Source organism: Rothia sp. HMSC066H02 (assembly GCF_001814995.1).
GTDB classification, from domain to species: Bacteria; Actinomycetota; Actinomycetes; order Actinomycetales; family Micrococcaceae; genus Rothia; species Rothia mucilaginosa.
In genome coordinates this window covers 445950-465792 of record NZ_KV818688.1, presented here as the reverse complement: position 1 = coordinate 465792, position 19843 = coordinate 445950, and the positions used below count along the sequence as shown (strand labels likewise).

Sequence of the window (19843 nt, the reverse complement as noted above, 5' to 3'; positions counted from 1 at the left end):
ACCTCACCGCACAATCATTTAGAAAAACTAAATGGATTTTGGAAAAAACATTCAGTTTTTCTAATGAGGTATTTATTACCCTTTTGTGGTGAAATAGAGACATCGCCAAACGTGGTGTGCACCGCACACAGTGAGATAGTTAGGAGTCAAGGATGACCCATCCTTTCGCATCTGAGCACTACCAGAAGATGGCTCTGGAAGCTCGTCAGCTTGTTCGTCAGTGGGTAAATGAGTCCCAGTCGATCAAGCCCACCTTCGCGGCTGAGCAGCTCGCCGGTGTTCTGAAGGACCCCAATGGTCTTCCCTTCACCGTCGGCTTTGTTGATGGCGTTATTCGCCCCGAAGACGACAACGTCTCCGGCCGCAACCTTTCCCGTATTTCCGGCCTGGCACCTTCCTTCCTGCCCTGGTACATGAAGTCCGCTGTTGGCTTCGGTGGCAAGCTGGCTGGCAAGGTCGCATGGCCCACCGTTCCCGTTGCACGCCGCGTGCTGCGCGAGATGGTTGGTCACCTGATCGTCGACGCTTCCGAGGAGAAGCTGGGCGACGCAATCGCAGAGCTGACCAAGACCGGTAACCGCCTGAACGTCAACCTGCTCGGTGAGGCAGTTCTGGGTGACAAGGAAGCAGAGCACCGCCTGGCTGAGACCAAGCGCCTGCTGGCACGTGACGACGTTGACTACGTCTCCATCAAGGTGTCCGCTGTTTCCGGCCCCCACCAGCACTGGGCATTCGACGAGGTCGTTGAGACCGCAGTTCGTCGCCTGACCCCCCTGTACGAGCTGGCTGCATCCACCTCCCCCAAGAAGTTCATCAACCTGGACATGGAGGAATACAAGGACCTGGACCTCACCATTGAGGTGTTCACCAAGATCCTGGACCAGCCCCACCTGAAGGACCTCGAAGCCGGTATCGTGCTTCAGGCATACCTGCCCGACACCCTGGCTGCAATGCAGCACCTGCAGGAGTGGTCCGCAAAGCGCGTTGCTGCTGGCGGCGCAGGCATCAAGGTCCGCCTGGTGAAGGGTGCAAACCTCTCCATGGAAATCGTGGAAGCTGTTATGCATGGCTGGCCGCTGACCACCTGGGACACCAAGCAGGCTGCTGACACCAACTACAAGCGCGTTCTGGACTACGCACTGCGCCCCGAGCACGTGAAGAACGTTCGCCTCGGTATTGCAGGCCACAACCTCTTCGACGTTGCTTTCGCACTGCTGCTGTCCGAGGACCGCGGCGTGAAGGATCGCGTCGAGTTCGAGATGCTGATCGGTATGGCTGAGCAGCAGGCTGAGATTATCCGCCGCCGCGTTGGCCACCTGCTGCTGTACGTGCCCGTCGTGAACCCCAAGGAATTCGACGTTGCTATCGCATACCTGATCCGTCGTCTCGAGGAGAACGCTTCCTCCGAGAACTTCATGTCCGGTATCTTCGACCTGGCAACCGACGAGTCCATCTTCAAGCGCGAAGAGGACCGCTTCATGCGTGCACTGAACTCCGTCACCGACGAGGTTCCCGCATCCAAGCGCACCCAGAACCGTCAGACCGAGAACGAGGACAACGTCTTCGTACCGGCAGGCCGCTTCGAGAACACCCCCGACACCGACCCCGCACTGGCAGGTAACCGCGAGTGGGGCCGCGCAATCCTCGAGCGTTCCAAGACCACCAAGCTGGGCATCGACACCCTCAAGGCTAACGAGCTGACCAGCGAAGCTGACGCTGAGAAGCTGATCAAGGAAACTGAGGAAGCTGGCAAGGCATGGGGCAAGCTCTCCGGCCACGAGCGTGCAGAGATTCTGCGCAAGGTCGGTAAAGCTATCGCACTGCGCCGCGGTGACCTGCTGGAGGTTATGGCAGCTGAGGCTGGCAAGACCCTGGAGCAGGGCGACACCGAGGTCTCCGAGGCAATCGACTTCGCATACTACTACGCAATGCTGGCTGAGGACCTCGAGAAGATCGACGGCGCAAAGCCCAAGTCTGTTGACCTGACCCTGGTTGTTCCCCCGTGGAACTTCCCGACCGCTATCCCCGCCGGTGGTGTTCTGGCAGGTCTGGCTGCAGGTTCTGCTGTCATCTTCAAGCCCGCAACCATCACCGCTCGCACCGGTGCCCTGATCGCAGAGATCATGTGGGATGCAGGCGTTCCCAAGGAGGTTCTGAAGCTCGTCAAGGTTGTTGACCGCGCTGCAGGCAAGCTGCTCATCTCGCACCCCGAGGTTGACCGCCTGATCCTGACCGGTGGTTACGAGACCGCTGAGCTCTTCCGCTCCTGGCGTGATGACCTGCCCCTGTTCGGTGAGACCTCGGGTAAGAACTCCATCATCGTCACCCCGAACGCTGACATCGACCTCGCCGTCAAGGACGTCGTCTACTCGGCATTCGGTCACGCAGGTCAGAAGTGCTCCGCTGGCTCCACCGTCATCCTGGTTGGCTCCGTGGCACAGTCCGAGCGTTTCCGCCGTCAGCTGCTTGACTCCGTCAGCTCCCTGCACGTGGCACACCCGCAGGACATCGAGTCCGAGATGGGCCCCGTTGTTCAGAAGCCGGAAGAGAAGCTGCTGCGTGGTCTGACCACCCTCGGCCCGGGCGAGCGCTGGCTCGTTCAGCCCAAGGAACTGGACGAGACCGGTCGCCTGTGGAGCCCCGGTGTTCGCGAAGGCGTCAAGCCCGGTTCCGAGTACCACATGACCGAGTACTTCGGCCCCATCCTGGGTATCATGACCGCTGACACCCTGGAAGAGGCAATCGAGCTGCAGAACGCACCCGATTACGGTCTGACCGCAGGTCTGCACTCGCTGGATGCTGACGAGCTCGAGCTGTGGCTCTCCAAGGTCCAGGCAGGTAACCTGTACGTCAACCGTGCAATTACCGGTGCAATCGTTCAGCGTCAGCCCTTCGGTGGTTGGAAGAAGTCCACCGTTGGCTCCGGTACCAAGGCTGGTGGCCCCAGCTACCTGATCGCTCTGTCCGATTGGGAGCCCGCACAGGCAACCGCAACCGCTGTCACCCAGTCCGTGACCGTCCGCGAGACCCTGGCTACCATCGAGAACTCCGAGCTGGGCAAGCGCGAGGACTTCGCATTCATCAAGCGCGGTGTCTCCTCTGACGCACACGCTTGGGACACCGAGTTCGGCTTCGGTCACGATCCCTCGAAGCTGGGCGTGGAGCGCAACATCCTGCGCTACGTACCCACCCAGGTTCTGGTTCGTGCAGACGAGTCTGCATCCGCAGCAGAGACCCTGCGCGTTGTGCTTGCCGGTCTGGCAGCTAACGCACCGGTTGCTCTGTCCGTCGGTAAGGACCTGCCGGTCGACGTCCGTGGCGTCCTCGAGAACAAGGGCATCAAGTACGAAGTCAAGTCGGACGCTCAGTTCCGCGAGTACCTGGCTTCGAACGCTAAGACCCCGGTTCGCGCACTGGCTGGTACCCCGCTGGAAGGCACCCGTATCCGCTACATCGGTAACGATGAGAAGTCCCTCTACACCGCACTGGGTGGTCGCCCGGACGTTGCAGTGTACTTCGCACCCGTCACCGAGGCTGGCCGTATCGAGATGCTGCCCTTCCTCCGCGAGCAGGCTGTTTCGATTACCGCACACCGTTTCGGTAACCCGAACCGCTTCTCCGAGCGCGTCATTTCTTCCCGCTAAGGCGCTGTGAGAGTTTAGCTCTCTAGCCTAAGGCTCAGGGCCCTGCACCTTCATGGTGTGGGGCCCTGAGCCTTTTGGTGTGTCTGATGGCTGTCTGCTGGAGGTAAGTTGCTGGAGGTGAGTAATAGGGGTGCTTCTAGGGGCTTGGGAAAGGGTGATTGTTGAGCGGCTAGATAGGATAAGGAAAATATAGTGTCTTAGAAGTGGTACGGGGGTGTTTGGACGTGCCCCGCGTTACTTCTTATGTGATAATTGGTGTAGGACGTTCCGTCATCCCACATACGGAACGACACCGTGCGCGGGACGGTCCGCGCTACGCAAGAACACACTGAAAGGACACCGCTGCTATGAGCAACGTTCCCGCAGAACTCTCTTACACTTCTGAGCACGAGTGGGTTTCCGCTCTCACCGCCGAGGGCACCGTACGTGTTGGTATTACCGACCACGCTCAGGATGCACTGGGTGACGTCGTCTACGTCGACCTTCCCTCTGTCGGCGACTCTGTAGCTGCTGAGGATAGCTTCGGTGAGATTGAGTCCACCAAGTCTGTCTCCGATCTCTTTGCTCCCATTGCAGGCGAGATTGTCGCAGTGAACGAGGGTCTGGAGGATGACCCCGCACTGGTTAACTCCGATCCCTACGGCGAGGGCTGGATCATTGAGATTCGCCCCGAGAACGCTGATGACCTGGCGAACCTGCTGGATGCAGAGGCGTACAAGGCTGAGCTGGACAAGCTCTAAGTCGATAGACTCTAAGACCTTCTATACGCCTCGGATAAGAGGTATGTAGTGGTGAGACGGCGAGACCGATTGGTCTCGCCGTTTTTCTTTTAAAATGCACACAAACGCAAATAGTGGGGCGTATTTAAGGTTCATCTTGAGGGTGTCTAAACCTGTTGAAGAGGCTTGAAAGATGGCTAAACCCCTAGTGGGAGCCTCTTTCAAGTTAAATGTGATGAAAACTTCAACTATCGCGAGAAGATAAAATTTTCCTCGTAAAGCAGTCCAATATGAGATGCATGTGTTCGGAGTATTGGAATTTTGCTAAAATTGGTACTGTCTCTACTGGATAGTGTTTGATTGTGTGGCTATTTTTGGGTTCAAAAAGCCTCTGAAAAGGGCGAGCTAAATAGCAAAATGCCTTGTGAGGCTATAAGATTGTCTCGAAGGTTTGCGGTTTATCATTTCGTGATAAACAACTAAACTTATCTATCACACTCTCAACACTAAGCAAAGATGTTCGGCACGAAGCGAGACTCCCGACCGGGGGAACGAGCCACTCACTCAAATTTCGGCTCGTATCGACATCGGCTGAACAAAGTACCCGAAAGACATAGATGACCTCACGCATCGATGAAAACCTCACTAACGCTGAGGTTGAACTAGAGGACGTGGAGAACGGCGACTCTGACCGTAACCCGCGTGACGTTAAGAGCCGGACCATTGGTCAGGTTCTTAGCCAGCTCGACCTGGAGTTCCCCGGAATTAGTGCATCCAAGATTCGCTTCCTGGAGGAGCGCGGTCTGGTGCACCCCAGCCGTACCGAAACCGGTTACCGCAAGTACTCCCAGACTGACATTGAGCGCCTGCGCTACATCCTCACTATGCAGCGCGACCACTACATGCCGCTCAAGGTAATCCGTCAGCATCTGGAGGATCTGGAAGCCGGTCGCGTGCTGAACTCCATGCCCGCCACCGTAAGTGAAGACGTCCTGGATACCGTCCTCGGACCGGACGAGCAGGAAGGCCGTACTTACAGCCTCCGGGAACTGGCAGAATACGCTAACACCACTCCCGAACTGATTCGCGAGCTGATTGACTTTGGACTGCTCGAAGATGGCTCGGACGTGGAGTATACCGATTACGACGTGCTGATTGCCCGCGTGAGCGCAGAGCTGACCCAGCACGGCATTCAGCCCCGTCACCTGCGCGCGTTCAAGTCTGCAGCAGACCGCGAAATTTCCCTCGTGGAAATCGCAGTGGCTCCGCTGGCCTCGCGCCGCGACGCAGCTTCCCAGGCTCAGGCGCAGGAACGAGCCGACAAGATTCGCAAGTTGTGTCTGCAACTGCACGCAACTCTCGTCGAATCGGCGATGCCTACCTACGAGTAGGCGAATGAAGACGCAGGCTGCCGGACAGCCTGCCGTTCGTAAACTCTCAGCGGTTCTACCGCACCCCGAACGGGGTTTTCCTTCCGGGATACACTGCTGACCACGGTGTTTCCCTCTATAGTCCCTACCCGCACCAACGGGTAGCGGTCTCTAGACTTGGACGAAGCCGACGCTGGCACGCTCGGAATTTCTACCCCTTCGTCCAACACGAAGAGCTTTCTCACCAGGGGGGCTCCCGGCCTGCCAAGGCTATTTACTCAACTCAGCTGTAAATGCGTACGGACTACCTATCCGTACGCATTTACTTTTTAAACCCCCCTGTATAAACTCCCCTGTGGGATGGGCGCCCAGAAAAAGCGAACGGAACGGCGGGGGAGGAGCGCCCCTGTAAGGCGTTAAAGAGATACGAACGAATCCGAAAAGATCATTCGCTCCGGTGGGTTCAATTTTAAGTAGAGCCCTCTATCAGTTAAAATAGATTGAACAACCGCGCCTATCGCGCATCGGTCGCACTGTCGAACCGCCGTGTAGTATTGAAAACCGCGCCGGAACCCAGTAGAGGAGCCACGCGAATCATAGACGCAGATTCTAGACCTCAACCCTAGAATCTCACCCCGAGATCTCTCCCCGAGAATCGGGTCTACACCGGAACGACATCGACCGCATTGATGGGGCGCGGTGAAGCACTTAAAAGGGTTTAACGAAAAGGAGGGACCGTGCTAGAGCAGCAGGTAGCCGAAAATGCAGGCGAGGCCGCAACCACGCACGCACCCCAGGGCTTTGATCAGCCCCTGGATGGCTTCGACACCCTCTTCCCTGTAGCACCGCCTCCGCGCGGTGAACAGGGCGTACTCTTCACCGACCCTGTCTCTGTCGTCGAGGAAAACCTCGGCTACCGTGGCGCCGTCGCCTGCAAGGCGGCCGGTATCACCTACCGTCAGCTCGACTACTGGGCACGCACCGACCTGGTCGTACCCACCGTGCGTGGCGCCTCCGGATCCGGTACCCAGCGCCTCTACAGCTTCCGCGACGTGCTCGTACTCAAGATCGTGAAGCGGCTGCTGGACACCGGTGTGTCCCTGCAACAGATTCGCACCTCCATCGAGCACCTGCGTACCCGCGGCATTGACGACCTGGCGAACATTACCCTGATGAGTGACGGCACCACCGTCTACGAATGCACCTCCCCGAGCGAGGTCATTGACCTGGTCCAGGCGGGCCAGGGTGTCTTCGGTATCGCTATCGGCCGCGTCTGGCGCGAAATCGAAATGAACCTCAACGGCCAGCCCGGCGAAGAAATGCACGAAAACTTCGAAGGCGACGAACTCGCCGCCCGCCGTGCCCGCCGCGCACAGGCATAAAACATAAAACTTAGATCAGCCCGCGTTTACCACCTGCCAGGTGGCGAGCGCGGGCTGAAGCTTTAAACCCGAGGGAATATTCAATGCTCACTTGAGAAAAAACTCAAGATACACCCCTGTCAGAGCCAGAAGAAAAGCGAAGATTCGCTAAAATAAAGGGGCATTACACCTCACTCAAAAAGGGACCTGCATGCCCCGCATCGTCAGTATCAGCAGCCTCAAGGGCGGCGTTGGCAAAACGTCCATCACTTTGGGGCTCGCCTCCGCGGCATTACACAGCGGACTCTCCACACTCGTTATTGACCTCGACCCCCACGGCGACGCCAGCACCGGCCTGGCAGTGGATGAAACCATCCCCGACGTCGCCTCCCTGATCGCCAGCTCCAATGAGCGCGCCTTCGCGGAGGAAGCCGGTAGCTCCTCCTGGAACGCGCTCGTCGGCAAACCCACCCTGCTGACCAATAACCCCGTGACCACCGGTAGCGTGAAGGTGGCGCGAGGCTCGGCGCGCTCCACCCTCGTGGACCGTCAGGAAGCCGCGCCGTTCATCCGCCGCTTCAAGCGCATGGTGGAGGCGGCAGCGGACGCCTACGACGTGATCCTGATTGACTGCCCACCGTTCCTCGGAACCCTGTCTTCGATGGGCTGGGCGGTTAGCGAGCGCATCCTCTCGGTCGCAGAGCCCTCCCTTTTCTCCGTGGCGGGCACCGAACGAACCCTGCGCGCCATCGTGCGCTTTCAGCAGGAAAGCGGCATCAGTATTGACGGCGCGGGAGTCGTTATCAACAAGATGCGCCCCAACGACAGCGAACACCGCTACCGACGCGACGAAATGCGCTCCCTCTTCGGCGAGCTCGTGGCAGATCCTGTGCTCGCTGAAAGCCCCGTGCTGCAGCGTGCCCAGGGTGCGGCGTACCCGATTCATTTTTGGCCCGACGAAGAATCGGTTGATCCCGCCATTGACTTCACCCGTCTGCTGGCTGGGCTCATGGCTGATCTCTAATCGCAGACATCTACGCGTCACTAATCCGCGGGCTCAAATAGCTTCAACGCTTGAGTGCGTTTTCTCAAAGAACCCCTGTGTTCTCAGCGCTGTGTTCTCAGTGCTGTGGTCCTTTGGGACGGTGCACCTTTCGCATATCCGTCAACATTGACACCAGATAGTGGGAATAGCCGGTAGCCTCCACGCGTTATAGTGGCAGTAACAGAAATAACCCCGCCATCGAGGGGCACGCTGGGAACGAGCCCAGCCTCAACACCAACAACGAGAGGACCACATGAGCATCGAGAACGTAGAACGCATTGACGGCGTAGCACAATACGACCTCATCGTCATCGGCTCCGGATCCGGCAACACCCTCATCGGCCCCGAATGGGACGACAAGAAGGTCGCCCTCATCGACGGCGGCATCTTCGGCGGCACCTGCCTGAACGTTGGCTGCATCCCCACCAAAATGTACGTCTACCCGGCGACTATCGCGCAGAAGACCCGCGAGGTCAAGCACCTGGGCGTCGACGCACACGTAGACGCCGTGCACTGGGCACAGATTCGTGACCGCATCTTTGCCTCTCGCATTGACCAGATTGTTGAAGGCGGCCGCGAATGGCGTGCCGGTCTGCCCAACGTCGATTTCTACGACCAGTACGCGCGCTTCGTCGGCTCCCACACCGTTGAGCTGACCGACGGCACCCGCCTGCAGGGCCGCCAGATTGTCATTGCGGCAGGTTCGCGCGCCGTGCTGCCTCCCGTGCCCGGTATCGACTCCTCCAAGGTCTACACCAACGACAACGTCATGCGCCTGGACGAACTGCCCGCCCGCATGGTTGTCATCGGCGGCGGCGTGATTGCGGCAGAATTTTCCCACGTTTTCTCCGCATTCGGCACCGAAGTAACCCAGCTGAACCGCTCCTCCCGCCTGCTGCGCGGCGTGGATGAAGAGGTCGTGGCACGCTTTGAAGAAGCCGCAAGCAAGCAGTGGAACATCGTCAAGAATGCTGGCCTCTCCGAAATCCGCGAGAATGCCGACGGTAGCGTGACCGTCGTAGCGAAGCGCACCGCCGAGAACGGTGAAGAGGTACTCGAAATCCCGGCGGACGCTGTGCTCGTGGCTACCGGTCGCCGCCCCAACACCGACACCCTCAACGCGAAGAACTACTTCGACGTGCAGGACGGCGGTCAGCTTGCCGTCGATAAGTACCAGCGCGTGCTCTACAACGGTGCACCCGTACCCGGCGTCTACGCCCTCGGCGACGTGTCCAGCCGCTACCAGCTCAAGCACGTGGCAAACCACGAGGCCCGCGTTGTGCAGCACAACCTCAGCCACCCCGAGGACCTGCGTGCCAGCGACCACCGCTACGTACCCGGCGGGGTCTTCAGCAACCCGCAGATCGCCGTGGTCGGCATGACCGAAGAGCAGGCGCGCCAGGCCGCTGAGCGTGAAGGCTTTGAGATTACCGTCAAGGCACAGAACTTTGGTGACACCGCCTACGGCTGGGCAATGGAAGACAAGATCGGCCTGTGCAAGCTGATTGCCCGCAAGGACAACGGCGAGCTGCTCGGTGCGCACCTGGTCGGTGAAGAATCCTCCGTGCTCATCCAGCCGCTACTGCAGGCAATGAGCTTCGGCATGGATGCACGCACCCTCGCACGCGGCCAGTACTGGATCCACCCGGCACTGACCGAAATCATTGAGAACGCGCTGCTCGGCCTGGAATTCGACGAGCCCGCCAACTAGTACCAACCGGTTCAAAGAATACCGCTCAAGGGCTCAGGCTCTGAGCGTTGAGGTAAACATAGAGGAGGGGGTCGTACCTAAACGGTACGACCCCCTCCTCACATATATATTCACAATCAGTTAGTGACGACTAAGAGTCTTCGCCTTCAGAACGCTGAGTATCTGCCTTCTTAGCTTCTACACCCTTAGCCGGGGTAGCGGTCTCATGCTCGGAATCGTCGTTAGTCTTCTCAGACCGTTCGGCGTCTTCCTTCGTTTCGGTCTTATCCTCCTGCGGCTTCTGCATGCGCTCAACCGCCTGCTCGCGTAGCTCCTCGAACTTCTCGGCAGCCTGCTCACGCAACTCAGCAAGACGCTCCGTCTGCTGATCCGCGTACTCGTGCAGACGCTCAGCAGCCTGCTCACGCAGCTCAGCGAACTTCTCAGACTGCTCCGCCGCGTACTCCTGCAGACGAGCCAAAGAATCCGACGTGCTATCAGAAACCTTGCCGTACATCTCATCCACGTAGGAGGAGAAATCCTGCAGAATCTTCGCGCGGCGCAGCTTCTGCGAAGGAGTCAGGTAACCATCTTCCTCGGTCAGGTCACGGTTCATGATGCGGAACTCGCGAATACCCTCGGCGCGGGAAACCAGCTGGTTCGCCTCATCCACGAGCTTCTGAATCGCGGCGCGGACCGCCGGGTGAACCGCAGCCTCCGGAATGGAGAGCGAACGCGGCAGACCCAGATGCTCGAGCTGCTCGGGTAGGGTATCCGGGTCCAAGGTCACCAGCGCTGAAATGAACGGCTTCTCATCGCCGACCAGCATTGCCTGAGACACCAGGGGAGAAGTACGCAAATGGCCCTCCGCAATACCCGGAATCACGTTCTTACCGCCGGCGGTGACAATGATTTCCTTCTTACGGCCCACAATCTTCAGGTAGCCCCTCTCGTCAAAACGAGCAAGGTCGCCGGTGCGGAACCAACCGTCCTCGGTGAACGCATGAGCGTCCTCTTCGGGGTTCTTATAGTAGCTGCTAATTACGCCCACGCCGCGGACCAGGAGCTCGCCGTCCTCAGCAATGTAGCCTTCGGCGCCGGGGATGAGCGGACCAAGCATACCAATCTGGTACGGGTTGATGCGGCCAACCGCAATCGGGGCGCAGGTCTCGGTCAGACCGTAACCCTCCACCACCTGCACACCCACCGCGTGGAAGAAGTGAGCCAGGCGCTCACCGAGGGGACCGCCGCCGGAGACCGCGTAACGCAGCTCGCCGCCGAGAGCCGCACGCAGCTTCGAGTAGACCAGCTTGTCGTAGAGAGCGTACTGCGCCGCCAGCTTGAGGGGCACACGACCCTCAACCTTCGCCTGCGACCAGCGCACCGCAATATCGGTGGAACGCTCAAACAGAGACTTATTGAATTTGCCGCCCTTAGCCGCCTTCGCCATGGCACCTTCGTACACCTTCTCAAAGACGCGGGGCACCACCAGCAGCATGGTCGGCTTGAAGCTGTCCAGGTCAGAAGCGAGGTTCTTGATGTTGGGGGAGTGACCAATAACCAGACCAGCATCCAGCGCCAGAACCTGAATCAGGCGCGCCAGAACGTGCGCCAGCGGCAAGAAAAGAATGGAGGAGTTGCGGGAGTTCGCAATCTCGGGCTCGACCAGCCTGGTGTTGGCGCTGAGGTTCAGGAAGTGGCCGTGAGTCAGTGCGCAACCCTTAGGGCGACCGGTTGTGCCGGAGGTGTACACAATGGTCGCGAGGTCGTCACAACCGGCTGCGGAACGTACCTGCTCCAGCTGCTCATCGCTTACCTCGGAGGCGCGAGTGCTCAGGGTATCGAGGTCGCCGTTCTCAATGACCCAGCGGTGCTTCAACTGCATGGGCTCCTGGGTCGTGGAGGCGAATTCCTCAGCCTCCGCGATGCGTGCCAGAAGCTTCTCGTCCTCAACGAAGATGGCGGTAGCCTCCGAGTGGGCGAGCGCCCACGCCGCCTGTGCGGGTGCGTTGGTCTCGTACACCGGCACGGAGATGGCGCCCGCGTACCAAATCGCGAAGTCAATAACGGTCCACTCGAAGCGGGTGCGGCTCATAATGCCCACACGGTCACCCGGGCGGATACCAGAGGCAATCATGCCCTTCGCCAGGTCGGTCACCATCTGGTGGAACTGCTGGGCGCGAACCGGCTGCCAGTTACCCGGAGACATCTGACGGCGGTACAGCACCGGGTTGGAGCTATCGGCTCGGTGACGCTCAACAATGCTTGTCAGGTTCAGTGAGGGGTCGACAAGAACCTCAGCGGGAGTGGAGAAGACTTTCATAATGCGCCTTTCGAATCAGGGCGTAAGCTCGGGCGGTCCGGGCCGCGGGCTGTCCTCGAATGCTCGAGGTGCCGTGATGGCTATCTGAATGTTCTGCTCGCCGCGGCGGGTGATGCATTCGCCGGTGTGCAGCGGGCGGAACTGTCAGAATTTAGTGGTTTAGTGATGCGACAAAAGCTTGAACAGTAGAGAGAAGATACTCGGCGTCGTAGTCGAGCGTTGCCACATGGTAGCTGCGGGTCAGCCACCTAAATTCTACAGGAACTGAACAATGTTCGAGAAAATATTTGTGGGAGCTATCCGACACAGTATGATCGCCCAGTGAACGCGCATACAGAACCGGCGCCTTCAACTGCGGAATCAGTGCACGCGTCTCAGTACCCAAAAGATGTAGCTGATGCACCGCCGCCGTCGGAACGATAGAATACGCGCCCTCGCTCACACCCGGAACCGCAATATCGGAACCAATCGCCTTGAGCATCGGCAGAACCTTCGACACCTTGCCTGCATGGCGCATCATCGGATTCACATCCACCATGTAGGGGTTGATGAGTACCGTACCCGCCACCGGCAGGCGCGCCGACAGATGGGTCGCCACCGTGCCGCCCATCGACATACCAATGACCACCACACGCATACCCTGATTGGCTAGGCGACGGTACCCCTGCTCGGCAGAAGCTAGCCACTGCTCATAGGTGCTATCGCGCAAATCTTTCCAATGAGTACCGTGACCGGTCAGCAACGGCATCTCCACCGCATACCCGAGCTCCATAAAATGCTGAGCCAACGGGCGCATGCTATGCGGTGAACCCGTAAAACCGTGCACCAGCAAAATACCCACAGAATGCTGCGCCGGGTCGGGACTAAAAGAAACGGGGGAGTGATCGAACGCTTCCTGGTCGCCCTCGAGGCGACGCGCCAGGGAGTCCTTGACATTTTGGGTTGCTAGAAGCCTGCGCTCGCGAGCCTTGCGGCGCATCCGCTTGAGCGGCTCCAACGAGTTATCAAAAATGCTCATGGTCCTCCTTCGCCAACCTGCGAGAATATGAACGCAGGTGCAGGCTCTATAGCGTACGCCTGGTGGGGCGCCACAGATACAGCGCCGATGCCGGTATATCGCCTCCAGCGCACCCGAATACACCGGTGCGCAGAAAAATCGTTCTCTTTTCTTTAATTATCGCGCGTTCCCTCGCGCCTCTCCAGACACGCTAGAATTGAGCCGGGAACATTCAGAGAGGAGACCCCAATGTCTAACACCGCCCTCTATTCAACGCTCAAGGTTCTTGGCTCACCCCTGCTGCAGGGACTGTACCACCATGACGTGGTTGGCCTGGAGAACCTGCCCGAGGGCCCCTACATCGTCGCCAGCAACCACCTGGCGTTCTGCGACTCTATCTTCATTCCTCTCGCCATGCCTCGCACCGTGAACTTCCTCGCCAAGAGCGACTACTTCACCACCCCCGGTGTGAAGGGTCGTGCTATGGCGGCGTTCTTCCGTGGTGTCGGTCAGCTTCCCATGGACCGTTCCGGCGGCCAGAAGAGCCAGGAATCCCTCAACGCCGGTGCGCAGGTCCTCAAGGACGGCGGCGTGATTGGCATCTACCCCGAAGGCACCCGTAGCCCCGACGGACGCGGCTACCGCCCCAAGGTCGGTGTCGCCCGCCTCGCAGTTGAAGCAGGCGTACCCGTAGTGCCCATCGGACAGATCGGTACCGACCTGATTCAGCCCTCCGGCTCGAACCGTATCCGTCTGCGCCACGACGGCAAGCCCATCCAGGTGCGCACCATTATCGGCAAGCCCCTCACCTTCGAGGAATACACCGACGGCTCAGACCTGAGCCACCGCGTTCAGCGTGAAATCGCCGACCGTATTGGCTCCGAGATTCGTGCCCTCAGCGGCCAGGAATACGTGGACGTGTACGCCGACCGCGTCAAGAAACTCATGGCCGATAAAAACATGAGCGCTGATGCGGCAGTCGCACAGCTACAGAGAACTAACTAAACGTTGCCCAAGCGGGTATGCGACTACGCCAAGGGCGGGATAAGGGGTGATACCCCGAGTCTCGCCCTTTCGCGTCCCCTCCGCGCAGTTAATCTTCCATGCCCGAATCATTGATTTTGAATAGCTCTATCTAAACATATGAGATGTACCTGACTAGACGGCTAGGCGTTGAAGGGAGCAAGAGTACAATTAGTCTATTCGCCCCTAAGAATCACGTGAACGCATGCCACATACGGCCTACCGGGCACCCGAAACGGCGGCTGAATCAGAAAACGCACAAGACCATCCCGATGGAGTGAAGATGAGCAACCAAAACCTCAGCACCTCGCAGGCCCCCGACCACGGCCTAGACACCTGGCGTCAGCTGCACATTGACCAGCAGCCCACCTGGAGCGAGCACGAAGATTTTGAGAGCACTATCGCCGAGCTGAACTCGGTACCGCCGCTCGTCTTCGCCGGTGAAGTCGACGCCATGCGCCAGGCACTTGGTGAGGTTGCTGAAGGCCGCGCATTCCTCCTGCAGGGCGGCGACTGCGCAGAAACCTTCGCGGGCGCAACCGCCGACAAGATCTCCGGCCGCGTCAAGACCATCCTGCAGATGTCTGCAGTGCTCACCTACGGCGCCTCCATGCCCGTGGTGAAGATGGGCCGTATGGCGGGCCAGTTCTCCAAGCCGCGCTCCGCAGACATGGAAACCCGCGGCGACGTTACCCTGCCCTCCTTCCGCGGCGAGACCGTCAACGGTTTCGACTTCACTCCCGAAGCCCGCGTACACGACCCCAAGCGTATGCTGCGCGGCTACCACGCCAGCGCATCCACCCTGAACCTGGTGCGTGCCTTCACCAAGGGCGGCTTCGCAGACCTGCGCGCCGTACACCAGTGGAACCGCGGCTTCACCTCCAACCCCGCGCATGAGCGCTACGAGAAGACCGCCAACGAAATCGGCCGCGCCCTCAAGTTCATGGAAGCATGCGGCGTGAACTTCGAAGCCCTCAAGACCACCGACATGTACGTCGGCCACGAGGCACTCGTGCTGGACTACGAGCGTGCCCTCACCCGCATCGACTCGCGCACTCACCTGCCCTACGACACCTCCGCACACTTCCTGTGGATTGGCGAGCGCACCCGCGGCATCGACGATGCACACGTAGACTTCCTCTCCAAGGTCCGCAACCCCATCGGCGTGAAGCTGGGCCCGACCACCACTACTGAGGATGCACTCGCACTGATCGACAAGCTCGACCCGAACCGCGAGCCCGGCCGCCTGACCTTCATCACCCGCATGGGTGCGAAGAACATCCGCGAGAAGCTGCCCGCAATCGTTGAGGGCGTGCAGGCTGAAGGTGCGAAGGTCGTCTGGGTCACCGACCCGATGCACGGCAACACCATCTCCGTGCCCTCCGGCTACAAGACCCGCCGCTTCGACGACGTGCTCGACGAGGTTCGCGGCTTCTTCGAGGTGCATGAGGCACTGGGTTCGTTCCCCGGCGGTATCCACGTAGAGATGACCGGCGACGACGTGACCGAATGCCTGGGCGGCTCCGACGCCATCGACGAGGCAGCACTGGCAGACCGCTACGAGTCCCTGTGCGACCCGCGTCTGAACCACTCGCAGTCCCTGGAAATTGCATTCCTGGTCTCCGAGTACCTCAAGAACCGCGCATAAAACGTTCATGCTTTTCGCCGCGATAGTTGGCGGGGAGCAGTAGACACGACAATGCCCGGGTCTTCGCTCATAGTGAGTGAAGACCCGGGCATTGCGTTTAACCTGCGCACTGCAAAGACGAGGACAGAGTGCACAGGCGAGGACGGAGTGCTCGAGGGGGGACACTACTAGAAGGTCAGGAACGCCTCAATATTGCGCCACCACTGCGACTGCACCAGTGAGGTCGCAAGCCACCAACCGGTAAAGCTCGAACCCATGCCCAGCAGAATCAGCGCCAGAGCCCAACCGCCCACCGCCATACCCGAGGGCGGGGTCCTAAACTGCTTGGCGGGCAGGCGAGGATCCTTCTGCGAAGACTGCTCGGATTCCTGAGAAGAAGCGGTCTCCTCTGCCGGTGAAGCCTCCGACGCGCTCGCCGGTCCCTTAGACTTCGAACGACGTGTGCCGGAGGGGCTCAACGAACGCTCCGCATGGATTGGGGCGTACTCGCCGTTAGCTGAGATGAACTCTTGCTCCGTCTGCGGGCCAATGCCAACGGACTGAGTCAGCGGGCCCTTCGCCGCGGTGGTACGGCGGCCCATGAACGAACCCAGACCATGCTTGCCGGATTTGCCCTTTGAGCCTTCCTTCTCCTGATCAGTGTCAGAATCGTCATTATCGGAGGCAGAACTCACCAGAGGCGGAATGCCCTGGCGGTTGAGCACGGAGTCCTCAGCATCCACGTCGGCAAGGTGCACGCCCTGACTCGCTGCCGAGGCATCGTACACGAGGCTGTCGGGGGAGTACACATCGTAGGCGAGCAGATCGCGGGCATCGCTAAACGCGCTAATCGGGGTGTTACGCACCATCTGCGCGGCGCCGCTACGCTCCGCAATATCGGCGACGGCCTCCCAAAGGGGAAGCTCCGGTTCCGGGCACGAGGGGGCGCGCCAAGCACGCTCAGACTCACCCAACGACTCAGAAATCTCCAGCAGAGCCGTGAACAGCTCGGTCGCATCCTCCGGGCGTGCGTGCGGCTGCTTGCGGGTACACCACGAAATCAGCCCCGCAATGTCGCGGTCCGCACCCGGCGCGACATCGGTCAGCGCGGGCATCTCAATATTGGCGTTGTGGTAGAGCACCTGCTGGTCATTCTCCAGACCCACAAAGGGCAGACGACCTGAAAGCATGCGGTACATCATCACGCCGAGTGCAAAAATATCAGCTTGAGCTCCGACCTTCACCTTCGGATCAAGAACCTCCGGCGCTACGTAGGCGGGGGTGCCCATGGGGGCGCCCGCATCCACCTGATCGTCACGGCGGGAGAGACCGAAGTCTGTGAGCTTCACCTGGCCGTTAGCGTCGAGAAGAATATTGCCCGGCTTAATATCGCCGTGCAGGTAGCGGTTCGCATGAACCTCCGAGAGCGCCTCCACGACCGGAATGAGGATATCCAGAGCCTCACCCAGCGAGAGGGCATTACGCACACGTAGCAGCTGGCTCAGCGTACAACCGTGCACGTACTCGAGCACGATATACATGACCATCTGACCCGAAAAATACTCGGTACCCGATGAAATCACACCCACCGTATGCCCGCCGCCACCTACCTGGCGCATCGAGCGCTCCTCACGGTGGAACTTCTGACGGTTCGCTGCATCCTCAGCCAGAGCGGGGGAGAGAACCTTGAGCGCAACCGGGTTATTCGACCACAGGTCCAGCGCATAATACACCTCGCTCATGCCGCCGCGGCCAATAAGCGAACCCACCTGGTAGTGACCCTCAATAATGGCGCCACTGAGCCACTGCGAAGAACCAATAGCGGTATCCGGGGCAGCGGGACGGGTGGCGGGAGGAACAGGAGTATTTGCAGAAGAACGAGGGTTCACAGGAGAAATCCGGCGTGGGCTGGGAGTATTCATACGTCTCAACATTTTAGCCCGCCCACCTGGGCAGAAGCGATGCCAAAGGGCGCCGGGCAGGTGAACACTCAGCGAATTCTTACAAAGTGCCGGTGGACCCGACTCCAACGCAAGAACAACGGGCAGGGCACAAGAACGAAAGAATCCGGGAGGGGCAGCGAACCTGCGGCGGGTCAAAAGTGGTAAATACGTGCCAGCTCTGGCACTCTTAAAAGGTGACTAACGAAAATATTGCTCAGACCTTCGCCCTCGTCGGCGATTGGGTAACTATCCCCGAAATTGCGCAGGCACTCGACCTGAAGGTGACCCGCGTTCACAACCTGATTTCTGACGGTACGCTCATCGCTCTGCGCGACCCGGAAACCAACGTGCGTAAGGTACCCGCACTGTTCATGAACGGTTCGCGAGTACTCGAATCCCTCAAGGGCACCCTCGCTGTCCTGAAGGATTCCGGCTTCAGCGATGAAGAAGCTATCGTGTGGCTGTACACCAGCGACGACTCCCTGCCCGGCCGCCCCATCGACGCACTGATTGACGGTCGTAAGACCGAGATCCGTCGCCGTGCGCAGGCACTGGCTTGGTAATCTGGCTTGGTAATAGCGGCTCAGAACTATAGCTAAATAGGTTGAGGCGGCATACTTCGGTATGCCGCCTCAACTTGTTTAACGTTCTAACTGTGTTGAACCTCTACGCCTTACGACGCAGGGCATCTATGCCTTGCGACGCAGTGCACGGCCCACGATATCGGTCAGTGCCGCATGCGTCAGCTCGTCCAGGTTCATCGCCTCCAGCGCCTCAAACACAGCCTGAGACTTCTGCTCAATCAGCTGCTCATGCTTGGCGAAAGCGCCCGAAGAAACCATCAGATCGCGGATGCGCTCCACCTGCTCATCGCTCAGCTCGGGGTCGCCCAAGCTATCGTGCAGAAGCGCCGCATCCTTCTCATTGAGTGCGGCGGAGGTGAGCGCCACCAGCACGGTACGCTTACCCTCACGCAGGTCATCGCCAGCGGGCTTGCCGGTCACCTCGGGCTGGCCGAAGACGCCCAGCTCGTCATCACGCAGCTGGAAGCCCTCACCCAGCGGCAGGCCGAACGCGCGGTAACCGGCAAGTACCGGGTGCTGCTCGCTCACGGCACCGGTGCCGTTCTCCAGCGCGGCAGCCTGCAGAGCCAGAGCACCACCAATCGTGAAGGGGTGCTCGCAGGAGTACTTGGCGGACTTGAAACGAATCACGTTCAGGGCACGCTGTAGAGCCGCCTGAGCGTCCTCGGTTTCGAGAACCTCGGAGTAGACGTCCAGATACTGACCCGCCAGAACCTCGGTGCGCATCCGGTCAAAAATAGTGCGCGCAGGGGCGCCATAAATCGCTCCCTCACCCAGGGACGCGAAAACCTCGGCAGACCACGCCAGGGTCAGGTCACCGGCAAGAATACCGCCGGTCAGACCGTAGTTGAAAGCATCACCGCGCCAACTATTCTGCTCGTGCGCCGCCTCGAAACGCTTGTGCACGGAGGGAGCGCCGCGGCGGGTATCGGAGCGGTCGATAATGTCGTCGTGAATCAGTGCGGAGGTCTGGAACAGCTCCACCGCCATGCCGGCCTTCACAATAGACCAGGACGCGCGGTTCTTGGTTACGGGTGTGCCACCGGCACCTCGCCAACCCCAGTAGCTCAGCAGGGCACGCAGGCGCTTGCCGCCGGTGGAGAGGGATTCAATAGCCTCCAGCAGGGGTAGAGTCTCAGCAGAGATGCCCTCGAGTAGCTCGCGCTGGCGGGTAAAAAACTCAGCCATGAGGGTGTCAAAAGCGTGCAGGTAGGCTCGCTGCTCTTCAGCAATACGCTCAGCGAGGTGCGCAGAAGCCGCCGGGATATTCGGTGCCGCTACGGTGAGGCTCTCGGTCGCCTGGGGAGTGGGTGCTCCGGAAGGAGAAGGGGGAGTCATACTATCCTCGCTGATGGTCGCTATGTACGGTCCATGTGTTGTGCGGTGTGCACTTCTTCTAGCTTAGTGGAGAAAAGCCCAAGAGAACGCATTTGCGAACACGTTTACGATATATTACCCCTATTATTCGTAGAAATGTGCTATATTTTCGGTAGGTGGGCGTAGAAGCTATGAGAGGA

Annotated in this window: 13 protein-coding genes; 9 read left to right on the top strand and 4 right to left on the bottom strand. The window is 59.5% G+C overall.

What is annotated here, in order from left to right; all coding sequences use genetic code 11:
* The first annotated feature begins 152 nt into the window (after nucleotides 1-152).
* The 6 genes from HMPREF2999_RS09075 (at nucleotide 153) to HMPREF2999_RS09050 (ending at nucleotide 9850) form a co-directional block, all read left to right on the top strand.
* Nucleotides 153-3644 carry a bifunctional proline dehydrogenase/L-glutamate gamma-semialdehyde dehydrogenase gene (locus HMPREF2999_RS09075; RefSeq protein WP_070674951.1) on the top strand — a complete coding sequence of 1164 codons (3492 nt, stop codon included), beginning with the start codon at nucleotides 153-155 and terminating at the stop codon, nucleotides 3642-3644.
* A gap of 347 nt (nucleotides 3645-3991) precedes the next feature.
* A complete protein-coding gene (gene gcvH, locus HMPREF2999_RS09070) occupies nucleotides 3992-4384 on the top strand; it encodes a glycine cleavage system protein GcvH (protein WP_049337538.1) in 393 nt (130 codons plus the stop codon).
* A gap of 596 nt (nucleotides 4385-4980) precedes the next feature.
* The gene (locus HMPREF2999_RS09065) at nucleotides 4981-5754 is read left to right on the top strand and encodes a transcriptional regulator FtsR (protein WP_070674954.1); all 774 of its coding nucleotides are present in this window, start codon (nucleotides 4981-4983) and stop codon (nucleotides 5752-5754) included.
* 716 nt (nucleotides 5755-6470) lie between these two features.
* Nucleotides 6471-7115, top strand: a complete 645-nt coding sequence (locus tag HMPREF2999_RS09060; protein WP_005507725.1) for a MerR family transcriptional regulator — start codon at nucleotides 6471-6473, stop codon at nucleotides 7113-7115.
* A 190-nt stretch (nucleotides 7116-7305) separates the two neighbouring features.
* Nucleotides 7306-8118 carry a ParA family protein gene (locus HMPREF2999_RS09055; protein ID WP_005507726.1) on the top strand — a complete coding sequence of 271 codons (813 nt, stop codon included), beginning with the start codon at nucleotides 7306-7308 and terminating at the stop codon, nucleotides 8116-8118.
* 274 nt (nucleotides 8119-8392) lie between these two features.
* Entirely contained in the window at nucleotides 8393-9850 is a 1458-nt protein-coding gene (locus HMPREF2999_RS09050) for a mycothione reductase (protein ID WP_070674957.1), read from the top strand.
* A gap of 130 nt (nucleotides 9851-9980) precedes the next feature.
* On the opposite strand, the gene HMPREF2999_RS09045 is transcribed toward HMPREF2999_RS09050, so the two are convergent.
* Both HMPREF2999_RS09045 and HMPREF2999_RS09040 read right to left on the bottom strand, forming a co-directional pair.
* A complete protein-coding gene (locus HMPREF2999_RS09045) occupies nucleotides 9981-12152 on the bottom strand; it encodes an AMP-dependent synthetase/ligase (RefSeq protein WP_070674960.1) in 2172 nt (723 codons plus the stop codon).
* A 151-nt stretch (nucleotides 12153-12303) separates the two neighbouring features.
* Complete coding sequence (locus tag HMPREF2999_RS09040) at nucleotides 12304-13170, bottom strand: alpha/beta hydrolase (RefSeq protein WP_070674963.1); 867 nt, start codon at nucleotides 13168-13170, stop codon at nucleotides 12304-12306.
* 228 nt (nucleotides 13171-13398) lie between these two features.
* Between HMPREF2999_RS09040 and HMPREF2999_RS09035 the strand changes: the two genes are divergently transcribed.
* Nucleotides 13399-14154 carry a lysophospholipid acyltransferase family protein gene (locus HMPREF2999_RS09035; RefSeq protein WP_070674966.1) on the top strand — a complete coding sequence of 252 codons (756 nt, stop codon included), beginning with the start codon at nucleotides 13399-13401 and terminating at the stop codon, nucleotides 14152-14154.
* Nucleotides 14155-14455: 301 nt separating this feature from the next.
* Complete coding sequence (locus HMPREF2999_RS09030) at nucleotides 14456-15820, top strand: class II 3-deoxy-7-phosphoheptulonate synthase (protein WP_070674969.1); 1365 nt, start codon at nucleotides 14456-14458, stop codon at nucleotides 15818-15820.
* A gap of 167 nt (nucleotides 15821-15987) precedes the next feature.
* On the opposite strand, the gene HMPREF2999_RS09025 is transcribed toward HMPREF2999_RS09030, so the two are convergent.
* Nucleotides 15988-17688: a serine/threonine protein kinase gene (locus HMPREF2999_RS09025; RefSeq protein ID WP_246823109.1), complete on the bottom strand. Its 1701-nt coding sequence runs from the start codon at nucleotides 17686-17688 to the stop codon at nucleotides 15988-15990.
* Between the two features lie 248 nt (nucleotides 17689-17936).
* Here HMPREF2999_RS09025 and HMPREF2999_RS09020 point away from each other — a divergent pair, with 248 nt between their 5' ends.
* Nucleotides 17937-18305: an Rv2175c family DNA-binding protein gene (locus HMPREF2999_RS09020; RefSeq protein WP_070674974.1), complete on the top strand. Its 369-nt coding sequence runs from the start codon at nucleotides 17937-17939 to the stop codon at nucleotides 18303-18305.
* Between the two features lie 126 nt (nucleotides 18306-18431).
* Here the strand turns inward: HMPREF2999_RS09020 and HMPREF2999_RS09015 are convergent, their stop codons facing one another.
* Nucleotides 18432-19664 carry a polyprenyl synthetase family protein gene (locus HMPREF2999_RS09015; RefSeq protein WP_070674977.1) on the bottom strand — a complete coding sequence of 411 codons (1233 nt, stop codon included), beginning with the start codon at nucleotides 19662-19664 and terminating at the stop codon, nucleotides 18432-18434.
* Nucleotides 19665-19843: the final 179 nt, after the last annotated feature.

Bases quoted from the DNA above. Each gene is read 5' to 3' on its own strand.
- HMPREF2999_RS09055 (WP_005507726.1), top strand. From the start codon at position 7,306: ATGCCCCGCATCGTCAGTATCAGCAGCCTCAAGGGCGGCGTTGGCAAA.
- HMPREF2999_RS09075 (WP_070674951.1), top strand. From the start codon at position 153: ATGACCCATCCTTTCGCATCTGAGCACTACCAGAAGATGGCTCTGGAA.
- HMPREF2999_RS09045 (WP_070674960.1), bottom strand. From the start codon at position 12,152: ATGAAAGTCTTCTCCACTCCCGCTGAGGTTCTTGTCGACCCCTCACTG.
- HMPREF2999_RS09015 (WP_070674977.1), bottom strand. From the start codon at position 19,664: ATGACTCCCCCTTCTCCTTCCGGAGCACCCACTCCCCAGGCGACCGAG.
- gcvH (WP_049337538.1), top strand. From the start codon at position 3,992: ATGAGCAACGTTCCCGCAGAACTCTCTTACACTTCTGAGCACGAGTGG.
- HMPREF2999_RS09040 (WP_070674963.1), bottom strand. From the start codon at position 13,170: ATGAGCATTTTTGATAACTCGTTGGAGCCGCTCAAGCGGATGCGCCGC.
- HMPREF2999_RS09050 (WP_070674957.1), top strand. From the start codon at position 8,393: ATGAGCATCGAGAACGTAGAACGCATTGACGGCGTAGCACAATACGAC.
- HMPREF2999_RS09035 (WP_070674966.1), top strand. From the start codon at position 13,399: ATGTCTAACACCGCCCTCTATTCAACGCTCAAGGTTCTTGGCTCACCC.
- HMPREF2999_RS09065 (WP_070674954.1), top strand. From the start codon at position 4,981: ATGACCTCACGCATCGATGAAAACCTCACTAACGCTGAGGTTGAACTA.
- HMPREF2999_RS09030 (WP_070674969.1), top strand. From the start codon at position 14,456: ATGAGCAACCAAAACCTCAGCACCTCGCAGGCCCCCGACCACGGCCTA.